12 protein-coding genes are annotated in these 20,279 nt (G+C 67.5%); 4 read left to right on the plus strand and 8 right to left on the minus strand.

Going from position 1 to position 20,279, the window contains the following annotated elements; translation table 11 throughout:
* Together BST27_RS26230 and BST27_RS26235 are read left to right on the plus strand one after the other, a co-directional pair.
* Positions 1–1,859: SDR family oxidoreductase (locus BST27_RS26230; protein ID WP_139805380.1), on the plus strand; the 1,859-nt coding region annotated here is incomplete at its 5' end.
* A 36-nt stretch (positions 1,860–1,895) separates the two neighbouring features.
* Entirely contained in the window at positions 1,896–3,386 is a 1,491-nt protein-coding gene (locus BST27_RS26235; protein ID WP_069420079.1) for an MFS transporter, read from the plus strand.
* A gap of 16 nt (positions 3,387–3,402) precedes the next feature.
* Here the strand turns inward: BST27_RS26235 and BST27_RS26240 are convergent, their stop codons facing one another.
* From BST27_RS26240 to BST27_RS26265, 6 genes are all read right to left on the minus strand, one after another.
* Positions 3,403–3,702: a hypothetical protein gene (locus tag BST27_RS26240; RefSeq protein ID WP_069420080.1), complete on the minus strand. Its 300-nt coding sequence runs from the start codon at positions 3,700–3,702 to the stop codon at positions 3,403–3,405.
* Entirely contained in the window at positions 3,699–5,480 is a 1,782-nt protein-coding gene (locus BST27_RS26245) for an acyl-CoA dehydrogenase family protein (RefSeq protein ID WP_069420081.1), read from the minus strand. The genes BST27_RS26240 and BST27_RS26245 overlap by 4 nt, the downstream gene beginning before the upstream one ends.
* A 41-nt stretch (positions 5,481–5,521) precedes the next feature.
* The gene (locus BST27_RS26250) at positions 5,522–6,028 is read right to left on the minus strand and encodes a hypothetical protein (protein WP_069420141.1); all 507 of its coding nucleotides are present in this window, start codon (positions 6,026–6,028) and stop codon (positions 5,522–5,524) included.
* A 72-nt stretch (positions 6,029–6,100) separates the two neighbouring features.
* On the minus strand, positions 6,101–6,976 hold the full coding sequence (locus tag BST27_RS26255; RefSeq protein ID WP_069420082.1) for an SGNH/GDSL hydrolase family protein: 876 nt from the start codon (positions 6,974–6,976) through the stop codon (positions 6,101–6,103).
* Between the two features lie 292 nt (positions 6,977–7,268).
* Complete coding sequence (embB, locus tag BST27_RS26260) at positions 7,269–10,499, minus strand: arabinosyltransferase EmbB (protein WP_069420083.1); 3,231 nt, start codon at positions 10,497–10,499, stop codon at positions 7,269–7,271.
* Positions 10,496–13,834 (minus strand): arabinosyltransferase domain-containing protein, encoded by a 3,339-nt coding sequence (locus tag BST27_RS26265; protein WP_069420084.1) that lies wholly within the window; start codon positions 13,832–13,834, stop codon positions 10,496–10,498. Before BST27_RS26265 ends, embB begins: the two co-directional genes overlap by 4 nt.
* A gap of 128 nt (positions 13,835–13,962) precedes the next feature.
* On the opposite strand from BST27_RS26265, the gene BST27_RS26270 reads away from it, so the two are divergent.
* Positions 13,963–15,099 (plus strand): BTAD domain-containing putative transcriptional regulator, encoded by a 1,137-nt coding sequence (locus tag BST27_RS26270; RefSeq protein ID WP_069420085.1) that lies wholly within the window; start codon positions 13,963–13,965, stop codon positions 15,097–15,099.
* Positions 15,100–15,153: 54 nt separating this feature from the next.
* Positions 15,154–15,507, plus strand: a complete 354-nt coding sequence (locus BST27_RS26275; protein WP_139805381.1) for a hypothetical protein — start codon at positions 15,154–15,156, stop codon at positions 15,505–15,507.
* Positions 15,508–15,681: 174 nt separating this feature from the next.
* Here BST27_RS26275 and BST27_RS26280 read toward each other — a convergent pair whose 3' ends face one another.
* Together BST27_RS26280 and BST27_RS26285 are read right to left on the minus strand one after the other, a co-directional pair.
* Entirely contained in the window at positions 15,682–18,954 is a 3,273-nt protein-coding gene (locus BST27_RS26280; RefSeq protein WP_069420087.1) for an arabinosyltransferase domain-containing protein, read from the minus strand.
* Positions 18,954–20,279, minus strand: a 1,326-nt coding sequence (locus tag BST27_RS26285) for an arabinofuranosyltransferase (protein ID WP_170062372.1), incomplete at its 5' end; no start/stop codon positions are given. The genes BST27_RS26285 and BST27_RS26280, both read right to left, overlap by 1 nt.

Consider the following 20,279-nt stretch of genomic DNA (forward strand, 5'->3'; position numbering starts at 1 on the left):
AAGCGGTGGTGATCGCCCGCGAGGACCGCCCCGGGGACAAGCGTCTGGTTGGTTATGTCACCGGCACCGCCGACCCCACCATCCTGCGTACCGCGCTGGCCGAGCGGCTCCCGGCGTATCTGGTGCCCGCGGCGGTCGTGGTCATCGACGCGGTGCCGCTGACGGTCAACGGAAAACTCGACACCCGCGCGCTGCCGGCACCGGAATACACCGGCAACCACTACCGCGCCCCCGCCAACGCCGTCGAGAAGATCCTGGTCAGCACATTCGCCGAGGTGCTCGGTGCTAAACGGGTCGGCGTGGACGACTCGTTCTTCGACCTGGGCGGGGATTCGCTGGCGGCGATGCGCCTGATGACCGCGATCAACGCAGCCCTGGACACCCAATTACCCGTGCGCGCCATATTCGAGGCGCCCACACCGGGCGACCTGACCAGGCATCTGGAGAAGCATGCCGGCGACGAGCGCTTCGTGTTGGTGCACGGCCGCGAGCCCGCGAAACTCCGTGCCGCAGACCTCACGCTGGACAAGTTCATCGACGCCCCGACGCTGGCTGCTGCCCCCGAGTTGCCAGGCGTCAGCGCGGAGATATCCACGGTGCTCCTGACCGGGGCGACCGGCTTCCTGGGCCGCTACCTGGTGTTGGAGTGGCTGCAGCGAATGAAGACCGTCGGCGGCACGCTGATCTGTCTGGTGCGGGGCAAATCCGATTCGGAGGCACGGGCTCGACTGGACGCCATCTTCGACAGTGGTGACCCGAAATTGTTGGCGCACTACCAGGAGCTTGCCGCCGACCACCTACAAGTCGTAGCCGGCGACAAGGCCGAAGCGAATCTGGGTCTCGATGGCCTCGCCTGGCAGCGGTTGGCCGAAACCGTCGATCTCGTGGTCGATTCGGCGGCGCTGGTCAACGGCATCCTGCCCTACAGCGAGCTATTCGGACCCAATGTTGCGGGGACCGCGGAGCTGATTCGGCTGGCGCTCACCACCAAACTGAAACTCTTCAGCTACGTGTCGACCGCCAACGTCGGCGACGGGGTCGAGCCATCCGCGTTCACCGAGGATGCCGACATCCGGCAGATTTGCCCGACCCGCTCCAACGACGGCGGCTACGCCAATGGTTACGGCAACAGCAAGTGGGCCGGCGAGGTGCTGCTGCGCGAGGCCAACGATCTGTGCGGGCTGCCCGTCGCGGTATTCCGCTGCGACATGATCTTGGCCGACACCACGTATGCGGGTCAGCTCAACGTCACCGACATTTTCACCCGGATGGTGCTCAGCGTGCTGGCCACCGGTGTCGCTCCCAGCTCGTTCTACCCGCCCGACGCCGACGGCAACCGGCAGCGAACCCACTTCGACGGTCTGCCAGTCGAATTCATTGCCGAAGCGATCACCACGCTGGGCGCCCAGGCGCTCGGCGGGTTCGAGACCTATCACGTGATGAACCCGCACGACGACGGTATCGGGCCCGACGAGTATGTCGACTGGCTCATCGAGGCCGGCTACTCGATCGAGCGCATCGACGATTTCGACGAGTGGCTACAGCGGTTCGAAACCGCATTGCGCGCGCTGCCGGAGCGGCAGCGCCGCCATTCGGTGCAATTCATCGCCCGGTTAAGCGATGCCGATGAATCGGACAGCGGCGCCGCGCACCAAGCCGAAGGCCCGGCCACCGCGATCTTCGGCTCTGACGCACCCAGGGCTATCGGACAGCCGATGCAGGGGTCCTACGCGCCGACCGATCGATTCCGAGCCGCGGTGCAACGGGCGAAAATCGGCCCCCAGAATGACATTCCGCATGTGACACCGGCGGTGATCCGCAAGTACGCCACCGACCTGGAACTGCTCGGACTGCTGTAGCTTTGCGACGACTACCGCTCCGCGCCCGGAGGGACGATGCTTAACCGCACCAAGAGACAAATCAAAACCGAACTGCCGTCTGGGCGCTTCATCGCCGCGGTCACCACTATCGGCAGCATGCAATTGATGAGCACGATGGACGTCACCATCACGATCGTCGCGCTGCCCAAGATCCAGAACCAACTGAATCTCTCCGACTCCGGACGGACCTGGGTGTTCATCGCGCCGTTGCTGACCTACAGCGGGCTGATGCTGCTGGGCGGTCGCCTGGGCGACACCATCGGACGCAAACGCGCTTTCATGATCGGGGCGGCGCTGTTCACCTTGTCCTCGGCGATGTGCGGTTTCGCATGGGGCGGGGGCGCGCTTATTCTGGCGCGCCTGCTGCAGGGCGTAGCTCTCGCGATCCTCGGACCCACGTGTATGGCGTTGGTAGCCACGACATTCCCGAAGGGCCCCACCCGCAACGCCGCGATGGCAGTTTTCGGTGCGATGTCCGTCATCGGCTCAGTCGCGGGCTTGGCAGTAGGCGGGATCCTGACCGACGTGTCCTGGCGGCTGGTGTTTTTGATTTGCGTGCCCATCGGACTGCTGGCGCTTTACCTGGCTCGGACCGCGCTTGGCGAGACCGATAAGGAACGGATGAAGCTCGACGTCAGCGGGGCCCTGCTGGCGACGCTGTTTTCTACCGCGGCGTTCTACGGGCTTTCTCTCGGGCCGGAGAAGGGCTGGCTGTCGGTCACGATGATCGCTTCGGCCGTGGTGGCCGTCGGCGCTTTCACCGCGTTTGTCGTGGTGGAGCGGACCGCCGAAAACCCCATCGTGCCCTTCAGCCTGTTCTTCGACCGCAGCCGGTTGGCCACATTTGGGGCCATGTTCCTGGTCAGTGGCGTGGCGTTGACCCTGACTGTGTTGGTGGCCGTGTACGTGCAGGACATCATGGGCTACAGCCCCTTGCGCGCAGGTATCAGCTTCATTCCCTTTGCCATTGCGACGGGCGTCGGGGTGGGTGTGTCATCGCAACTGGTCGCGCGGCTTTCGCCGCGCGTGGTGGTGATCATCGGCTGCGCGCTGGTGTTGGGTGCGTTGCTATACGGCTCGACGCTCAACCGCGGCGTCCCGTATTTCCCGAACCTTGCGCTGCCGATCTTCATCGCCGGGCTGGGCCTGGGCATCATCAATGTCCCTCTCGGGCTGTCGCTCATCGCGAGCGTGGGGCCCGACCGCATCGGACCCACGTCAGCGATCGCGCTGATGGTCGCGAGCCTGGGCGGGCCGATCGTGCTGCCCTTCACGCAGGCCGCAGTCATGGCGCGCACGCTGCACCTCGGCGGCACCACGGGTCCGGTGAAGTTCATGAACCCCGCTCAACTGAATGCGTTGGATCACGGCTACACCTACGGCATGCTGTGGCTCAGCGGGGTCATTGCGCTGCTCGCCGCGGTCGCGCTGCTCATCGGTTACACCGCGCGGCAAGTGGCACAAGCGCAGGAAGTCCAGAAGGCTCTCGACGCCCGCGAGTTGTAGGTCGCCACTCGCGCTCCTATGGCGCGGGCTCTATCCGGGTAAGACGCGGTCCGTACACGTCGTAGGCGAAGCGCACCTGGCTGCCCTGATCGTGCGCCTGCTGCAGAATGGCAAGCCACGCAGCGAAATTCGGGTCATTGCGGTCCAGCAGATAAATGGCGGCATGGCGGCCGAAGAGCACCTTCACCGGCGCGTCCGGTGCGCCGATCAAGACTTGATGAACGGTGTCTTGCTCAACTATCGAGGGGTCGGCGGTCGCAGGCGGCGAGAACATGAGCGCTACCGCTGCCAGTGCCGCAATGCCGAACTTCCTCATAATCGCAGCGCTCCGTCCACCAGTTCGTCGAAGCGGTCCAATGCCTCGTCCGAGTCGGCGTCGATGCCGCGCAGCGGCCCGCGGTCGGCCAGATACCGCTGGGCGTACAACCGGGCGACCAGGGCCTTGCGGTCGGCGCCTCGAACCTCGCGTTCCCACGCCGCTTGCTCGGTGAGCAGCGCACCGGCATAGACGTCGCCCATGAACTGCGCCAACGGAAACAGCCGCGCCTCGGCGGCATCCCGGTTGGTGTGGTTGAGCTTTGACCAGGCGGTGACTGCGGCGTCGAGATCCTTGACGCGGTGGACCACCAACTGCGTTGTCTCGTCGTCGTCGGAAACCGAAACGGCGTCGCGCAGGCGCGCCAACAGCGCCTCGTGGGCACTGCTCTGCTCGATGCCCCGGCGCACGTCCAGACACAGGATGTTGTCCGGGCCCTCCCAGATGGTGTTGACCTGTGCATCGCGCAAAAGCCCTGCCACCGGCCAGGTTTCGATGTAGCCGTTGCCGCCGTGGATTTCGATGGCGTCGGAGGCGGCGGTGATTCCCAGCCGGCACACCTTGAGCTTGGTGACGGGCACCGCGATGCGCTGCCGAATGCTGCGTGGCTGGCGATGATTCGCGGCGCCGATGCCGTCGAACACCAATGCCTGCGCGGCCTCGACGTCGACGATCAACTCCGCCAGCTTGCGGCGCATCAGCGGCTTGTCGATCAACGCCCCGCCGAACGCCTGACGCCGGCGGGCGTAGCACAGCGACTCCACCAGCGCGCGGCGCGCATTGCCGAGCCCGAACAGGGCAATGCCGAGGCGCGCGGCGTTGGTCAGTTCCATCATCCGCCCCAGGCCCTTCCCGTCGGACGGGCCGGAGTCGCCGGACGGCTCGCCGGACAGCAGGAAGGCCTCGGCGTCGACGAACTCGACCTCGCCGGATGCGACCGAGCGCGTTCCGAGTTTGTCCTTGAGCCGACGAATCCTGACCCCGTTGCGGGACCCGTCGCGGCGGGTGCGCAGCACCAGGAAGTTGGCGACGCCGCGGCTCGAGTCGGGCGCGCCCTCCGGCTTGGCCAGCACGACGAACGCTTCGCCGGCGCAGTTCGAGGCGAACCACTTGAATCCGTTCAGCAACCACGAGTCGCCGTTGCGGGTGGCGGTGGTTTCCAGCGCGCCAAGATCGGAGCCGCCGGTGCGTTCGGTCAGCAGTTGCGCCGTCTCACCCGCCCATTCCCCCGACTCGAACTTGGCGAGGACGTGGTCGCGCACGTCGGCGGGCGCGTACGCGGCCACCAGCGACTGCACCATCCCGCCGCCGGTTCCCAGGGCGCAGCCCATCCCGATGTCGGCCTGGTTGAGCAGGTAGTTGGACGCGAACAACGGCAGCGACGAGCTGACCTTGGCCGCCCGTGCGTCGGCGCGCAATGCACGCTGGGCTTCCAGCACCGCTTGCTTGGACGCGGTGAACGACGGGGGCATGACGACCTGGCTGATGTCGTGCCCCCACCGGTCGTAGCGTTCCAGACGCGGTGGATTGCGGTCGGTTTCTTCGGCCCATCGGGCGACCGGGCCGCCCATCAGCGCCCCGATGCGGGTCAGGTGCGGTTCGACCACCGCGAGTTCGTCGGGGTGCAGGTAGTACGCCATGGTGGATTGCAGCGTCGGATCGGTTTCGTACCAGTTGAGTCCGACCGCACCCCGGAAGTTCTCCGTTTGGTAGCGCCGCGCCTTTTCCGGTGTGGAGAAGGGGAGCCGGTCCACCGCTTCGGTGTCGTAATCACCCATGCCCGTACTTATACAGGGCTGGCCTGTAGGCCACGCCTGAGTTAGAGCGGCACGGCGAATTCAGAGGAGTAATACTCCGCCGGGGCCTGGTTGTTGGGGCCCGGCCGCGAAACGGAGAACCAGACACCCGTGGAGCCCGACGGAAGGGTGCCGCCGATGGTTGCCGACCCGATACCGCCCTCGTTGGTGTCCAGGCCGACGGTGGTGGTGCCCGGAGCGCCCGGGCCGCAGGGGTTCGACGAGGCGCGCGGCGTCGGAATCATGACGACGTCGTAATGCTGGGGGCCGCCACTGGCGATGACCATCTGAATGTCGGCGACCACTGAGGATCCGGATTTGCGGACGATCGCCGTGCCTTGGCCGTTGAAGGTGAGCGGTATCTGGACCGCGTTCTGGACCTTGCTGAAGTCGCAATTCCGCAGGTAGGCGTTAAGGGGCACCCGGGTGGGTCCCGATGGCTCGGGCGCGGCGCTGGCCGTCCCTAGTCCCAAGAAAGCCGCGAAAGTGATTGCTGCGGCGGATGTTCCTGCACGTCTCACGTCTCGCATTGGCTGCACCATTTCCTCATACTGGCCGGGTACCGGACCCGAATCAAGGGCTCGCAAAGATTGTGCACCCTGTTAGCTATACGCGGATCGGGTCAGGTAGTCGGTGAGCGCATTGCCCACCGCTTCGGCACCCAACGCGGTCGGGTGCAACGGCACCGCGCCAACGGTCGTTTCGTAGCCTTCGACGTAGCGCTCAGCGGGCGGCGCGCACATGTCGTGGTCTTGCGACAGCACCCGGGTGTCGAAGAATTCGATTTTCTTCTGCCCGGCGAGATCCCTTTGCCGGTCGTTCATTTCGTCGACTTTGGCTTGCAGGTAATCGGCGTCGGTTGGCAGTAACGGTTGGCTGGGGAAGCATCCTCCGGAACGGATGAAAATTCCGTAGCCCACCAAGATGATTCGAGACCGCGGTGCCTTTGCGCGGATCTCGTCGATCATCGTGGCCCAGATCGGCACCTGCGCGTTGATCACCTCGGAAGCCTTGTCGACGCCGCCGACGACGAAATCCGCTCTGCACGGCTTCGGGTCAGGGGTGCCGGCGCGGCAGGCTTCGGCGTTGCCCGACATGCCAATGTCGTTGGCGCCGACGGTGATTGTGATCAGATCGGTCGTGGGCTCGACGGCGTCGAGCTGACGCGGGATGAGGCCGTGGTCGGTCTGTTGGGCGCGGTTGGTGATGTCATCGGTCGTCGCGCCGCTGCAGGTGACGTCGGTGAAGGTGGCGGCGTCGACCCGTCGTGCCAGTACGGACGGGTAGTTGTTGGTCGACTTGTGGCATCCGCGGGGAGCCGCCGGCTCGGGCACTCCGGGCGCGGCGGCGACGGAGTCGCCCATGGCGACGTAGCGCGGGCGGGCGACGGAGCCCGGGCCGGGCGGCGGCGGCGACGCACACGACGTGAGGCACACGGCCGCCGCGACCGATGCGATGGCGGGACGCCGCGAGCCCATGCGCCCCAGTGTTTCACCCGCCTCCGCTGGCGGTCGCCTGGTGTAATACCCACACGTCGGCGCGGCGAAGTTGACGCGAAACGGCCTGTGTCTGCGCCGAGTGTGAGGCTCTTGGCCCCATAGCGGCGTGCGGCGGGATTTATCCCACACGTTCGGCGCGGGAACTTTGCGCGCCGCGGCCTGCGTCTGCGCCGAGTGTGTGGCCTATGGCCCGAAGACGGCGTGCGGCGGGATTTATCCCACACAGTCGGCGGGGCCCCGCCGACGGCGTAAAGGCCAGCGGCGCCGCGCGTTACGGATTCGTCCGAATCCGCCCCGGCGTCCACCAGCCGCTGCGGGTCGCTTCGTCCAGCTCAAGCCGCGCGGGCGGGGCGTCCACCAACGTGTCGAACTTGCGCAGCGACCCCCAGTCGCGGGCCCAGTCGCGAGACAGGTACGTCGCCATGACATGCGCCCGCAGCAACAAGTCGGTGATCCCGAGCAACCCGCCGTTGGTGCCGTCCTGCCAGGTGTCGGTGTCCAGCTTCTTGGCCGAATAGTCCGGCGTGATGCGGAACTTCGGGATCTCGGTGACGCCATTGCGGTGCAGCATCGGGTGCTGACACGGGAAGGCCAAGCCGACCGCCCAGTCCAGCAGCACGGGCTGGGTCGAGCCGACGTACTCCTGCAGCGAGCGCAGCTCCGGCACCCGCGGCGGGGTCACCGCGATCCAGTCCTCCGGCGTCAGCGACAGGTCCTCGGCCACCACTCGGACCGCGACCGTGTCGGCGGGCATCTTGTCCCGAGCGAAGCGTAGGTTGCGCCACACCTTGGGCTGCTCGCCGTAGAGGTCGTCGGGCACCATCCGGCCGGCCGGCACCAGCGGGCCGGGCCCTTGCCGCGCGTATTCCAGCACCACCGTCTGCCCGGGGGTGTAGCCGTGCAACACGCTGTGGCCGGCGATCTTGCCGGCGGCAGTGATCACCACCAGCGGGTGGCTGTCCACCGGAGCCTGGTCAGACTCGGGCAGCTGGTACCACGCCGAGGTGAGGCGGCTCTGCTGCTGCGCGCCGCTGGTGTAGGTGCCCGCCAAGGGAACCCGCGCCGGGTCGAGTTGATAGGGCAGGGGCACGGTCGACCCGTTGATGCCCGGCTTGGTCAGCTTGGTGGGCGCATCCCAGTCGTAGTCGGTGCCGGGCTGGTTCGGCTTCATCACGATCGCCTCGGCGACGGTCTTTTCGGGCACCCCGTTGGGCGAGAAGCCGACGGGATCGGTCCCGCCCAGCGGTCCCAGCGGGCCGTAGTCGCCAGGTAGCGGCGTCATGAAGCCCTCGTTGGGATCCGGTTCGACGAGCACGTCGTCGGCAAGGCCGCAGCCGCCCGCGAGCGCACGCAGGTTCGACCAGCCGTTGGAATAGGTGGGGTACTGCCGCACGATCCCGGCCACCATCGAGGCGATGAACACCACCGCCATGAAGCCCGCCGTCAGCGGTATGGGCGCGGCCGTCAGCGCCCGGGCCAGCCGGCCTTCGCCGCTGCCGCGGGGCGCGAAGTGCAGCCAGGCCGCATACGCCGCCGCCAGCACGAATAAGGCGAAAAAGATTGTGCTGATGGTGATTCCGTCGATCTTCGGCATGGCGTTGTTGAACGGCACCCCGTAGCTGGACACATACCACCAACCGTTGGTGGTGGCGAAACACAGTGCCAGCATGAAGAACACGGCCGCCAGGAACGCCATTCGGTTGCGCGACCAGCGCAGCACCGATGGCGATACCAACACCGTCGTCAACGCCGCCACCGCCGCACCCACCGCGGCGAACAGCCCAAAGTGGTGCACCCACTTGGTCGGGGTGAACATCAAGAAGAACATGGTGGCGAAGATGACGCCCATCAGCCGCCAAGCCGGGCCACGTGCCACACCGGGAACTCGCTTGCGGCGCAACATGATGAACACCGCGGTGAACAAACACAGCGCGGTGATCAGGAAGCCGAACCGGCGCGACAGCGAGCCGTCGACGGTCGGCAGGATCAGGTAGTAGTAGCGCAGGTTCTCGGTGTACCAGGCCTGGCTCGGTCCGATCTTGGTGCGAATCTTGGTGGCTTCCAACACCGTTGACAGCGTCTGGTCGGCGAACACCACGGTGAGGATGACCGTGCCGGCGGCCAGCATCGGCGAGAGCAACGGCAGCTTGCCGACGACGCGCTGCCGGCGCATGAAGATCCGCAGGATCGGGCGGCCGCCGGCCACCAGCGCGGCCACCGCGATCAGGCCGGTGGGCTGAACACCGAGGGTGAACGCCGCGGTGATGATGGCCAGCGCCGCCGGCGTGAGTCGGCTGTAGCGCATCGAACGCTCGATGAGCACATAGGTGACAAGCGAGCCGAGGGCGATGATGGGCTCCGGCCGCAGGCCGTTGTTGAACGGCATCCACGCGGTCAACAGGACCATGCCGGCCGCCCAGTTCGCGGCCTTGCTGCCGGTGACCGCCGGACCCAACCGCGGCAGCACTTCACGCGAGAGCAGCAGCCAACAGACCAGTCCGGCGAACAGGTCGGGCAACCGCATCCACAGGCTGTTGTCGCTGACGTGGGTCATCAGCGCCAGCAGGTTGTAATACCAGCCGAACGGGTCCTCGGGGCTGCCGAACCAGCGGAAGTAGTTGGACATGTAGCCGGCGTGGTCGGCGACCCGGGCCATGCCCAGGATGTAGCCGTCGTCCGACGAGTTCGCTCCGATGACATGCCAGAGCAGGAACCCGAAGATCACCACCCCGTCGGCCAACGTGAAGGTGCGCCAGTTGGTGGGAATCCAGCGGCGCATCCGGTGGCCGTCCAGCTGGTCCAGGCGCCACAGCGCGATCAGGGCCACGATCGTGGACACGATCGCGCCGATCATCGCGGCCAGTTTCAGGATCGTCGGCGTGGTGGAGAACCGGGTGTCGATGGTGGCCGTGAGGCTCAGCCCGGGCGGGGCGGGACCGGTCAGGTCGGTGAACACCCCGACGATCTGCGGGCGCAGGTTGGGGTCGGGGTAGCCGCTGCGCAACGGCTCCCCCTTTGGATTTTTCAGCCCCACGAAGTGCGCGAAGGTGCCCGCATGCGTGGAGGTGACGTCGATGCGTTCGCACGCCGCGGAGAGCACCAGGTCGCGCGGCACGGACAGGATCACCACGTTGCGGTCGGTGACGTCGACGGTCTTGGCCCGCACGACTACGAACAGCGCGTTGAGGTTGGCGTCCTTGCCCTGCTTGGGTGCGGTGCCCAGGATCACGCCGCCGTCGGGCGGCATGTCGCGCACGACGCTGCAGGGCACGGTGGCTTCGAAATCGACCGGCGTCAGGGAGATCAGCGGCGCGGTGACGCTGTTGAGTTGGCCATCCTGCGGCCAGTTCAGCAGCGCGGTGGTCTGCACCACCGGGAGGAGCGGCGTGGCGACCGCCAGCACAAAGCCGAGCAGCCCGGCGATCGTCGCAACCCATCGCGTCAGCCGCACGTTGCGGTCCGCTCTGATCTCTTGAGCCTCTCGGGCCGTCACTGCCGTCATGGGAGGGCCCTCACCGGTCCGAGGCGGGTCCAGCCGTGCACGGTCTGCACGCCCTCTTCCACCACTGCGTCGGGCGCCCGGTCGGCGGGCACCACGCGGTGGTACTGCTCGACCGATCCCCAGTCGCGGTACCAGTCACCGCTCAGGTACGTCGAGATCGTCGACGTCCAGAGCAGCCCCTGAGTGAACAGGAACGGCCCACCGGTCGAACGGCTCTGCCACAGGTTCGACGACACCGCGGTCTGTTTGTGGTCGGGCAGGATTCGGTACTCGGGAAGCTCGGCGATGCCGAGGTGCTCGGTGAACGGCCGTTGGCAGGGGAAGTTGGCGGCGGTGGCGATGTCCATCAACACCGGCGTCTGCGAGCCGATCAACTTCTGCAGCGTCTCCAGGTGCGGCACCCGCGGCGGGGTGAACGCGAACCACTGCTCGGAACTCAGGTTCGGGTCGTAGGCGACGATGCGCGCGACCGTGGCATCCCGCGGCGCCCAGGTCAGCGGGAAGCGCAGGTTGCGCCAGGCGGGCTGCGGGCCAAGGTCGATCGGGAAGACCAACCCCTGCTCCTCGATGGTGCCGTCGGGGCGGGTCCGGCCCCACTGCAATCTGAGCGACTGGCCGTAGACGAAGTCGCCGTCTTCCTTGTAGCTCCAGATGGCGCCGGCCGCGGACACCACCACCAGCGGGCGCTCCGCTTGCTGCGCCTGCCAATCCGGAGGCAACTGGTACCAGGCCGACGTGGCCGTCGCCGCCAGGTTGTTCTCGCCGTAACTGCCCATCACGGGGGTGCGGGCGGGGTCCAAGCCGAACGGCAGGGCCGCGTGCGACCCGTTGACCCCGACCGGGCCCTTGCCGCCGGCGGTGCCCGCGGAGTCGGTGATCGCGGCGTTGGGCTTGTTGGGGGAGGCGTCGGAGTTGACCACGCCTGGCTTGCTCACCACCGGGTCGGACTTGAGGTCGTCGCCGACGCCCTCGGGCTTGAACCCGACGGGGTTGACACCGCCGAGCGGGCCGGCGGGTCCGAACTGCTGGCCCGGGGCCGGTTCCAGCATGCCGGCGTTCGGGTCGGGTTCGGCCAGCACGTCGTCGGCCATGGCGCAGCTGGTGGGCGACAACCCCGACTTGATCGCGGCGACGTTGGCCTTCGCGGTGGTGTAGAGCGGGTAGCGGAAGACCGCGCCCTTGGCCATCGAGCCGACCTCGCCGAGGACCATGATCACCGCGACCACCAGCAGCGGCGTGGACGCCAGGAAGCGGTTACGCCGGTTGTTCTTGACCTCGGTGTGCCCGGCGTAGTCCATGCGGAAGTGGTACCAGGCGGTCAGCAGGCCGGTGAAGATCGACAGCGTCAGGAACATCGAGGTCACCGGGCGGCTGGCGATGACGGGCTGGATGTCGTACCACGGCACGCCGTAGTTGCCGACGTAGAACCAGCCGTTGATGCCCGAGGTGGCCCACGCCAGCACGAACAGCAACGCGGTGACGTACAGCGCCAGGTTGCGTCGGCTGTGCAGCCCGATCCGGGCGAAGACGAAGGCCGTGACGCCCCCCAGCGCACCGGCCAGTGAGGCGAACGCACCGAACTGGATGGCCCATTTCGTCGGGGTGAACGTCAGCAGCAACAGACCCAGGGCGGTGGTGCCGATCAGCCGCCAGGCCGGACCGCTGGCCAGGCCCGCCACCCCGCCGCGCCGCAGCAGCACGAACAGCACGCCGAACAGGCAGAGCAGCAACACCAGCACGCCGAAGCGGCGCGACATCGAGCCGTCGGCGTTCGATTCGACAGTGAGGAAGTAGTAGCGCAGGAAGTCCTGATACCAGGCGATTGTCGGCCCGACCGTGTACTTGATGCGGGCCGACTCGGCCACCGTGGCCAGCGTCTGGCTGCGGAACACCACCAGCGTGATGGAGGCGAGCGAGGCCCCCAGCACGGCCAGGGGCGCCAGCAGCCCGTCGGTGCCGCGTCGGCGCCGAATCCGCTGGGCGATGGCGCGGGCGCCGACCAGCAGCGCGGCGACGGCGATCAACCCCTGCGGCGCCAGCGTCGCGGTGAGCATCGCGACGATGATGGCGACGGCGGCCGGGGCCAGCCGTCCCAGCGCGATCGCGCGCTCCACCAGGATCCAGGTGACCAGCACGCCCAGCGCGATCAGCGGCTCGGGCCGCAGGCCGTTGTTGAACGGCAGCCAGGCGGCCACGAACACCGCGCCGCCGGTGAGCACCGCTACCCGGTTGGACGCCAGACCGCCCTTGCCCGGCCCCAACCGGCGCAGCACAAAACGGCTGATCAGCAGCCAGCACGCGATACCGGCCAGGGTGGCCGGCAGCCGCATCCAGACGCCCGCCGTGCTCACCGACGCCATGTGCGAAAGCAACGACAGGTACCAGTCGAAGGGCGCCTCGGTGGTCCCGAAGTACCGGTAGTAGTTGGCGATATAGCCGGCCTTGGGCGCGACGCGCGCGATGGTCAGGTTGTAGCCGTCATCCGACGAGGTGGCGCCGATGACATGCCACAGCAGCAGCGTGCCGATCACACCGGCGTCGGCGAGCCAGGTCGCGAAGCCGACCCGCCAGAAGATGCTCTTATGTACGCGGGGGCGGTAGCGGGACAGCCACGCGATGGGGGAGCGCCAATTGCGTAGCGTGTCGCCCCGGCTGTGCCGATCCAGCACACCCAGGGCCAGGATCGCGGTGAGCACCGCCAGTGCACCCAAGACCAGCGCGATCTTCTTGACCAGGGTGGGCTGGGTGATGAATCGGGTGTCGACGTCGACATGGGCCCACAGGTCGGGCTGCGGGGGCACCTTCAGGTCGGTGAAGATACCGCCGACCGATGGCTTCTTTTCGGGTGGCAGGGTCCCGGTCGCGCCGGGGATGCCGGCGAAATCGGCGCCCACGCCGCCCGGGTTGGCCCAGATGTGCAGGACGCTGCACCCGCCGGCGACGGCCGCCCGGGGTGCGACGGCGGCCACCGTGTCCCGGAACGCGACGACGACGCTGTCCTTGGTGGCTCGGACGAACAGCCCGTACTTGCCTGTCTCGAAGCCGTCGGCGGGCAGGGTGGACAGCACCAGACCGCCGTCGGGTGGCAGGGTGGCGATCGCCGAGCAGGGAATGGAGATGTCCAATGACTGCGGCGCGCCGGAGACCAGTGGTGCGGTGATCTGGGTGACGTTGTTGTCGGTCGAATTGGTGCCCTGCGGCCACAGGATGGTCGCCGTGGTTTGCCGGACGGACAACAACGGCACTGCCGCGCACAACAGCAGACCGGCGATTCCGGCGGCGACGGCGATAAGACGGGCGATCCGCGGAGATCGCTCATTACCGTCGTGGGGCACGAGGCTCGATCGTAGGCGATGCATGTAAGCCGGGGCTGCGGTGAGGCGCGATGTCGCGCTCTGGCTCCGATCACTCGGCGAGCAACCGATGAAGATCAGTGCGGCATACGCGTAGGCTGACTAGCGCGATGACCAACACTGCGCTTGGGTTTGGCGTTCTCGGACCGTTGCAGATGATCTCCAACGGTGCCTTGGTGCCGTTAGGGCCGGCGAAGCAGCGGGCAGTCTTGGCCGTGCTGCTGATGAACCGCAACCGGCCGGTGTCTGTCGAGACATTGATCAACGCCGTATGGGGCGACGAACCGGTACCGGCGGCGCGGACCAGCATCCAATCGCACATCTCCAACCTGCGCCGGCTGCTGCGCGAGGCCGGCGTCGATCCGGTGCGGGTGCTGGCGAGCGCGCCTCCGGGCTATCAACTGAGCGTCCCGGACGCCAATTGCGATCACGGCCGATTCAGCCTGGAAAAGCGGGCGGGCATCGAGGCCGCCGCCCAAGGACGGTATGAGGAAGCCAGCAGACACCTGTCGGCAGCGCTGGCTGAGTGGCGTGGACCGGTGCTCGACGACCTGCGCGACCTGGCGTTCGTCGACGCGGTCAACACGGCGCTCATGGAAGAGAAGGTGGCCGTGCACACCGCCCGTGCCGAGGCGGAGATCGCCTGCGGACGGGCCGGCGCGGTGATCGGCGAACTCGAGACGCTCACCGCCGAGCACCCTTTCCGCGAACCGCTGTGGGCGCAGCTGATCACCGCCTACTACGTCACCGAGCGCCAGTCAGACGCGCTGAACGCCTACCGCCGGTTGAAGACGGCCCTGGCCGACGGGCTTGGCATCGATCCGGGGCCCACTATCAATGCGTTGCATGAGCGCATTCTGCGTCAGGAGCGGCTGGGCACCCTGCGGCCGGACCTGAAAACCCGTCGGCGCTCCGTCTTCCGGGAAGAGCTGCCGACACTCGGGATGCCGAAGTCGGTCGTCGCGACGTTGACCGACTCGGCCGGGCGACGACACAGGCTCACCGGTGCGACGACGAGAATCGGGCGACTCGCCGACAACGACGTCGTGATCGAGGACACCGACGTCAGCCGCTACCACGCCGTAATCAGCGACACCGGAACGGAATACGTCATCACCGATTTGCGGTCCACCAATGGTGTGGAGGTGGAGGGGCGGCTCATCACGGGCAGTGCGCCGCTGTCGCACGGCGACCGGATCTCCATCTGTGGTTACCAGTTCATCTTTGAACTCCGAGCCGTGGATTGATTGCGGCGCCCGCGGCGCAAGAATTCTGCAAGTGGCACACCGCAATCTGGTGCCATGAGTATCTCTCGGGAATTGAACAGGAGGGTTGCCGGCGCGGTAGCGGCCGGTGGTATCGGCGTATTCGGCACTGCGGGAATAATATTCGCGGCTGGCAGTGCCCACGCCGACCCTGCCCCCATGGTGTGCCAGGACGGCGGCACAAAATCGACCCCCACCAACAGCTGCACCTATCAGTGGTGTCCCGGTTCGCCGGAACTGAAGAACATGCCCGACTGGGATCGAAGCGTCTGTCACCCTTGGTATTTCGACCAGAACAGCCCGTTGACCGACTCGAGAATCATCGAAGGCTTTCCGCCTCCGCGGCCGCCGCGGGTGTGCATTCCGTTCCTGCCCAACTGTGAGCCGTAGCCGGGCGCCGTTCGGCGCCCGGCGCAACGGCCTAGGCGTCGAATGTGTGGGATATGTACCCGCGCAGCGAGGTCCGGGGCCAGAACCCCCACAGTCGGCGCCAGGACCTTGAAGTTTCCCGCCGGCCTGCGGCCACGACCCCCACGCTCGACGCGAAGGCCCGAAGGCGCCGAGTCAGCTCCGTCGCAGCGGCGCCGGATCCCACAACCCGCTGCGCGTCACGGTGCCCAAGTTCAGTTCGGCGGGCCGCGCGTCGGGGTACCACGGCGTCAAGCGTTGCAGCGACCCCCAGTCCCGGAACCAGTCGTCCTTGAGGTAGCTGGCCACCGTTGTGGTGTGCAACAGCAATTCGGTGACGCCCAACGGTCCGCCGCCGTTCTTGTCCATCACGGGGGAGTTGGCCTCGGCGCCGAACCGGTCCGGCAGGATCCGCCATTTCGGTGTCTCGTCGACGCCGTTCTGATGTCCGAACGGACGCTGGCACGGGAAGGCCAGTCCGACAAGCCAGTCCAGGAACACCGGATCCTTCGAACCCACCACGTCCTGCAGCGTTTGCACCTTGGGGATGCGCGGCGGGGTGAGCGCAATCCAATGCTGGGGCGCCAGGTCCTGGTCCTCGGCGACGAGCCGAATCTGGGTGGCACCGCTTGGAATTGCGGACAGCGGCGCCCGCAGGTTGCGCCAGGCCGGTGCCGCGCCGACGTCGGCGAAGCCCAGCGATCCGCCGGGGTGCCCGCTGGCCGCGTCTTCGTCAGTGGCCCACTGTACCTGGATTTCTCGGGGATCGAACCGGCCGGCCGCTGTAACCACCAGTAGTGGCGCCTGGCCCCACTCGTCCCTCGGTGGCAGCCGATACCAGGCCGATCGCAGCGTGGCCGGTACCTGGACACCGCTGCGCCAACTGCCCAGCACCGGCGTGCGGGCCGGATCCAGATTGAATGGCAATCGGGCGCGAGAGCCGTTGATGCCCGGCGCGGCGGTGGTTCCGCCCTCGGTGCCGGGGTCGCTGCCGGTGATCAGTCCGTCGTCGCTGACGAAACTGCGGTCGAAGGCGCGCTCCATCACCGGGTCGGCAGACACGTCGGCAGGAATACCGTTGGGCGTGAAGGCTTCCGAGAGACCCGCACCCAACGCGTCGGCCGCCGGGGCGTTCACCGGCGAGAGCATGCCGGCATTGGGGTCCTGCTCCACCAGCACGTCTTCGGCCAGTCCGCACGTCTTGCCGGTCAACGCTTGAAGGTTGGAACGACCCACCGTCCACGCCGGATACTGCCCGATCATCGCCAGGGTGAGCGACGCCACTTCGAAGGTCACCAGCGCCCACGCCGCAATTGCCAACGGCGCCTGCACAATTCCTTCCAGCCGCGTCCCGAGCCGCGTTTTCGGAGGTTCGTTCTCGGTGGCGATGAAGTTGAACCAGGCTGCCAGCAGCAACACCACCACCGTCAGCCCGAGCAGCATGGTGGTGAACCCAAAGTGCCACTCCGGGAACTGATTCGACCACGGCACACCGAAATTGGACACATACCACCAGCCGTTGACGCTGGCGAACGACAATGCCACCAGGAACAGCACCACCGCGGCGAACATTGTCCGGTTGCGTCGTGAGCGCATCGCCGCGGCCGTGACCGCAACGGCGGCCAGCGCCCCCAGCGATCCGGCCAACCCGGCGAACACACCGAAGTGGTGCGTCCATTTGGTGGGAGTGAACATCATCGCGATGAACGAGATGATCGTGATCCCGACGATGCGGCGGCTCGGACCGGCGGCGGTCCCCGGAATGCGGCCCTTGCGCAACGACATTGCCACCGTGATCGCCAACGCGAGCACCAGCGCCAGGACCGCGAAGCGTCGCGCCACCGACCCGTCCGGGCTAGCCATGAACAGCCGCTCGTAACGAATGTGTTCGTCGAACCAGCTCAAACTGGGTCCGAGGGCGCGCTTGAGGGCGGTCGCCTGCATCTCGCCGGCCAGAGTCTGGTCGCGGAAGATCAGGATCGTGGTGACGGTGGCCGCGGCCAGGATGGGCGCCAGCAGCGGCAGCGCGCCGAACTGTCTGGACCGGCGGTGCATGATGGTGCGGAGCGGACCTATCGCGACCAGCAGCGCGCCGATGGAGGCGATGCCCGTCGGCCCCGAGAACAGAGTCAGGGCACCGATAATGCAGGCGGTCGCCACCGGTAGCAGTCGGTTGGTGGCCACCGCTCGCTCCACCGAGCACCAGGTGAGCAGGATGCCCAGGGCGATGATCGGCTCGGGCCGCAATCCGTTGTCCAGCGGCAGCCAGACCGCCAGGAACATGCCGGCCGCCGTCCACGCCGCGGCCCGGTTGGTCTTCACGGCGTGACCCAGTCGCGGGATGACCTCGCGGCTGATCACCCACCAACAGGTCAACGCCATCCCCAGCACCGGCAGCCGCATCCAGATGCTGGTCGTGGTGACATGCGACCACAGGGCCAGCAGGTCGTAGTACCAGCCGAACGGGGCCTCGGGAGTGCCCAGCCAGCGGTAGTAGTTGGCCATGTATCCGGCGTGCTCGGATACCCGCGCCATGGTCAGGATGTAGCCGTCGTCGGAGGTGTTGGCCCCGACGAAATGCCACCACACGAGCACCGCGATGACCACCGCGTCCAGGGGCCCAAGCGACCACCACCGGGCCGGTAGGAAGCGGCGGTGCCGGGTGCCGTCCGCGGTGTCCAGGACGTGCAGCGCGATCAACGCCGCAAGGGTGAGCGCGAGCCCAAGGATCATCGCGGCGAGCTTCAGCGGCGTCGGAGCGCTGCTGTAGCGGGTGTCGATGGTCGCCGAGAACTTCAAATCGGCCGGCGCCGGGCCGCTCAGGTCGGTGAACACCCCGACGATCTGCGGGCGGAAGTCGTAGCCGCTCCGCTCGCCGCGCAGTGGCTCACCCGGGTGCTCGGCCTTGGGGCCCTGAGTCAGACCGACGAATTCGGCGGTGACCTTGTCCGCGTGGGCGGTGAACGTCAGGCGCCGGCAGGCGGGGCTCAGCACCTCGCTCATGGGGGCGCTGACCACCGGGACGTTGCGCACCACGAGCACGAGCTCGTCGTTGGAGCGTTCCAGCAGTAGCCCTCGGTCGACGGCTTTCGGGGCCTGCTTGGGAACGGTGGAAAGCAGGACCGTCTTGCCGTTGTTCTGGGGTCCGGACAGCCCGGCGGCGGCCTGGCACGGCACGGTGATGGTCAACTCCGTCGCGACGTAGCTGATCAGCGGCGCTTCCACACTGCTGAACGTGCCGTTCTGCGGCCAGTTGAGCTCGGCGGTGGTCTGCTTCACCGGCAGCAGGGGCGTGGCCAGCGAAAGAACGGTCCCGAGCAGACCGGCGACGATCGCGACGACGCGAGCGATCCGATATTTCGCGCCCGCGTCGCTCACGGAGGTAGATGCTAATTGCTCGACGATGCGCGGTGAGGTTTCGGTGGCCATCAGGCACGCGCCTCGGGCTTGCGAATTGCCAGGACGAACGGCCCGATGGTTTCGACGGCGAACCGCGGGTCGGTGAACAGGGATGACTTGAGCTCGACGGTGTACCGGCGCACGTTGGGCTGGTTCGGATAGACGTCCTCGGCCAGGCGCAGGGTGTAGGTGTTGCCCGCGCCGCGGCGCATCAGGAACACCGTCGGCGGCTGCCACGGCAGCTTGTCGAGAGCGCTGATGAACTCGTCGGTTGTCTGCAGCTTGGACCAGCTCTCGATTGCGGCGGCTCGCTTGTCGAACTGTGCCAGCGGATTGGCGTAATGCGGCGTCAAGCCCTGGAAGCCCCAGTAGGGGTAGAAGGACAGGAAGCTGTAGTCGGCGGTGAGGACGACGGTTTCGTCGCGCGGCTTACCGGTGACGCGCTGGATCGTGGCGTCGATGGCGGGGTAGTACTTCTCCGAACTGGGGGGCCGACGATCGCCGCGCTCGCCGTGTCCGTCGGTGTCGGTGTAGGCGATGGTGATGTCGGGCCGCAGCACATCGGGGATGTCCTGGCTGAACGCGATCGCGCCGGTCAGCCCGATGGCAGCGGCGAGGGGAAGGACCACCCGGCTGCGGCCGGCCAGCGCCCGCGCCGCTTCGATGAAGCCAAACACCCCGGCAGCCACCAGCAGCACGCTCAGGGTCGGCTGCAGCCGGAACGACAGCAGTGTGGTGCGCGCCAGCGTGGTCAGCATCGACAGCAGCGACCACAGGTAGAGGGCCAGCACGCCGATGCCCAGCGCCGCAGCCCTTACCGACGACCGCGCCCGGATGACCAGCCATAGCGTGCCGATCATGCAGATCGCGCCCAGTAGGGAGAACTGCAGCATGGGGAAGCTCAGCTGAGCGCCGTCGGCAGGCAGGTAGTGCTGGGCGCTGCCGCTGTCGCTGACCGGGGAGTTGAGTGTTCTCAGCAGGTACGGCAGCCAGGTGATGGACGCGATGGCCGCCGCGATGACCGCGATGACCGCCAGCCGGTACAGCGGGTCCAGCGCCGCCTTCCTGTTGGTGCGCCAGCGCGAGGCGGCCAGCACCAGCGCCATGAGCGTCACCGTGAACGCGCTGTAGGCCACCAGCAGCGTGTACCAAGTCGCCGCGAAACCCAGAAAGAGACCGGCGGCGACAACCGCGGCCCAGCCGGCGGTTTTCTTGCTTCCGGTCTCGTCGAGCGTCACGCCCGCGTGGCCGTCGGCGGCGGGCGCCGCGCGGGCGGGGCGCGCGGCGGCCGGGGCCCCGCCGCCCGCCCCCCCCCCCCCCCCCGGGCCCCCCCCCCCCCGCGGCCCCCCCCCCCC

This window comes from Mycobacterium intermedium (genome assembly GCF_002086275.1).
Taxonomy (GTDB): domain Bacteria; phylum Actinomycetota; class Actinomycetes; order Mycobacteriales; family Mycobacteriaceae; genus Mycobacterium; species Mycobacterium intermedium.

Bases quoted from the DNA above. Each gene is read 5' to 3' on its own strand.
- BST27_RS26235 (WP_069420079.1), top strand. From the start codon at position 1,896: ATGCTTAACCGCACCAAGAGACAAATCAAAACCGAACTGCCGTCTGGG.
- BST27_RS26240 (WP_069420080.1), bottom strand. From the start codon at position 3,702: ATGAGGAAGTTCGGCATTGCGGCACTGGCAGCGGTAGCGCTCATGTTC.
- BST27_RS26245 (WP_069420081.1), bottom strand. From the start codon at position 5,480: ATGGGTGATTACGACACCGAAGCGGTGGACCGGCTCCCCTTCTCCACA.
- BST27_RS26250 (WP_069420141.1), bottom strand. From the start codon at position 6,028: ATGCGAGACGTGAGACGTGCAGGAACATCCGCCGCAGCAATCACTTTC.
- BST27_RS26255 (WP_069420082.1), bottom strand. From the start codon at position 6,976: ATGGGCTCGCGGCGTCCCGCCATCGCATCGGTCGCGGCGGCCGTGTGC.
- embB (WP_069420083.1), bottom strand. From the start codon at position 10,499: ATGACGGCAGTGACGGCCCGAGAGGCTCAAGAGATCAGAGCGGACCGC.
- BST27_RS26270 (WP_069420085.1), top strand. From the start codon at position 13,963: ATGACCAACACTGCGCTTGGGTTTGGCGTTCTCGGACCGTTGCAGATG.
- BST27_RS26275 (WP_139805381.1), top strand. From the start codon at position 15,154: ATGAGTATCTCTCGGGAATTGAACAGGAGGGTTGCCGGCGCGGTAGCG.
- BST27_RS26280 (WP_069420087.1), bottom strand. From the start codon at position 18,954: ATGGCCACCGAAACCTCACCGCGCATCGTCGAGCAATTAGCATCTACC.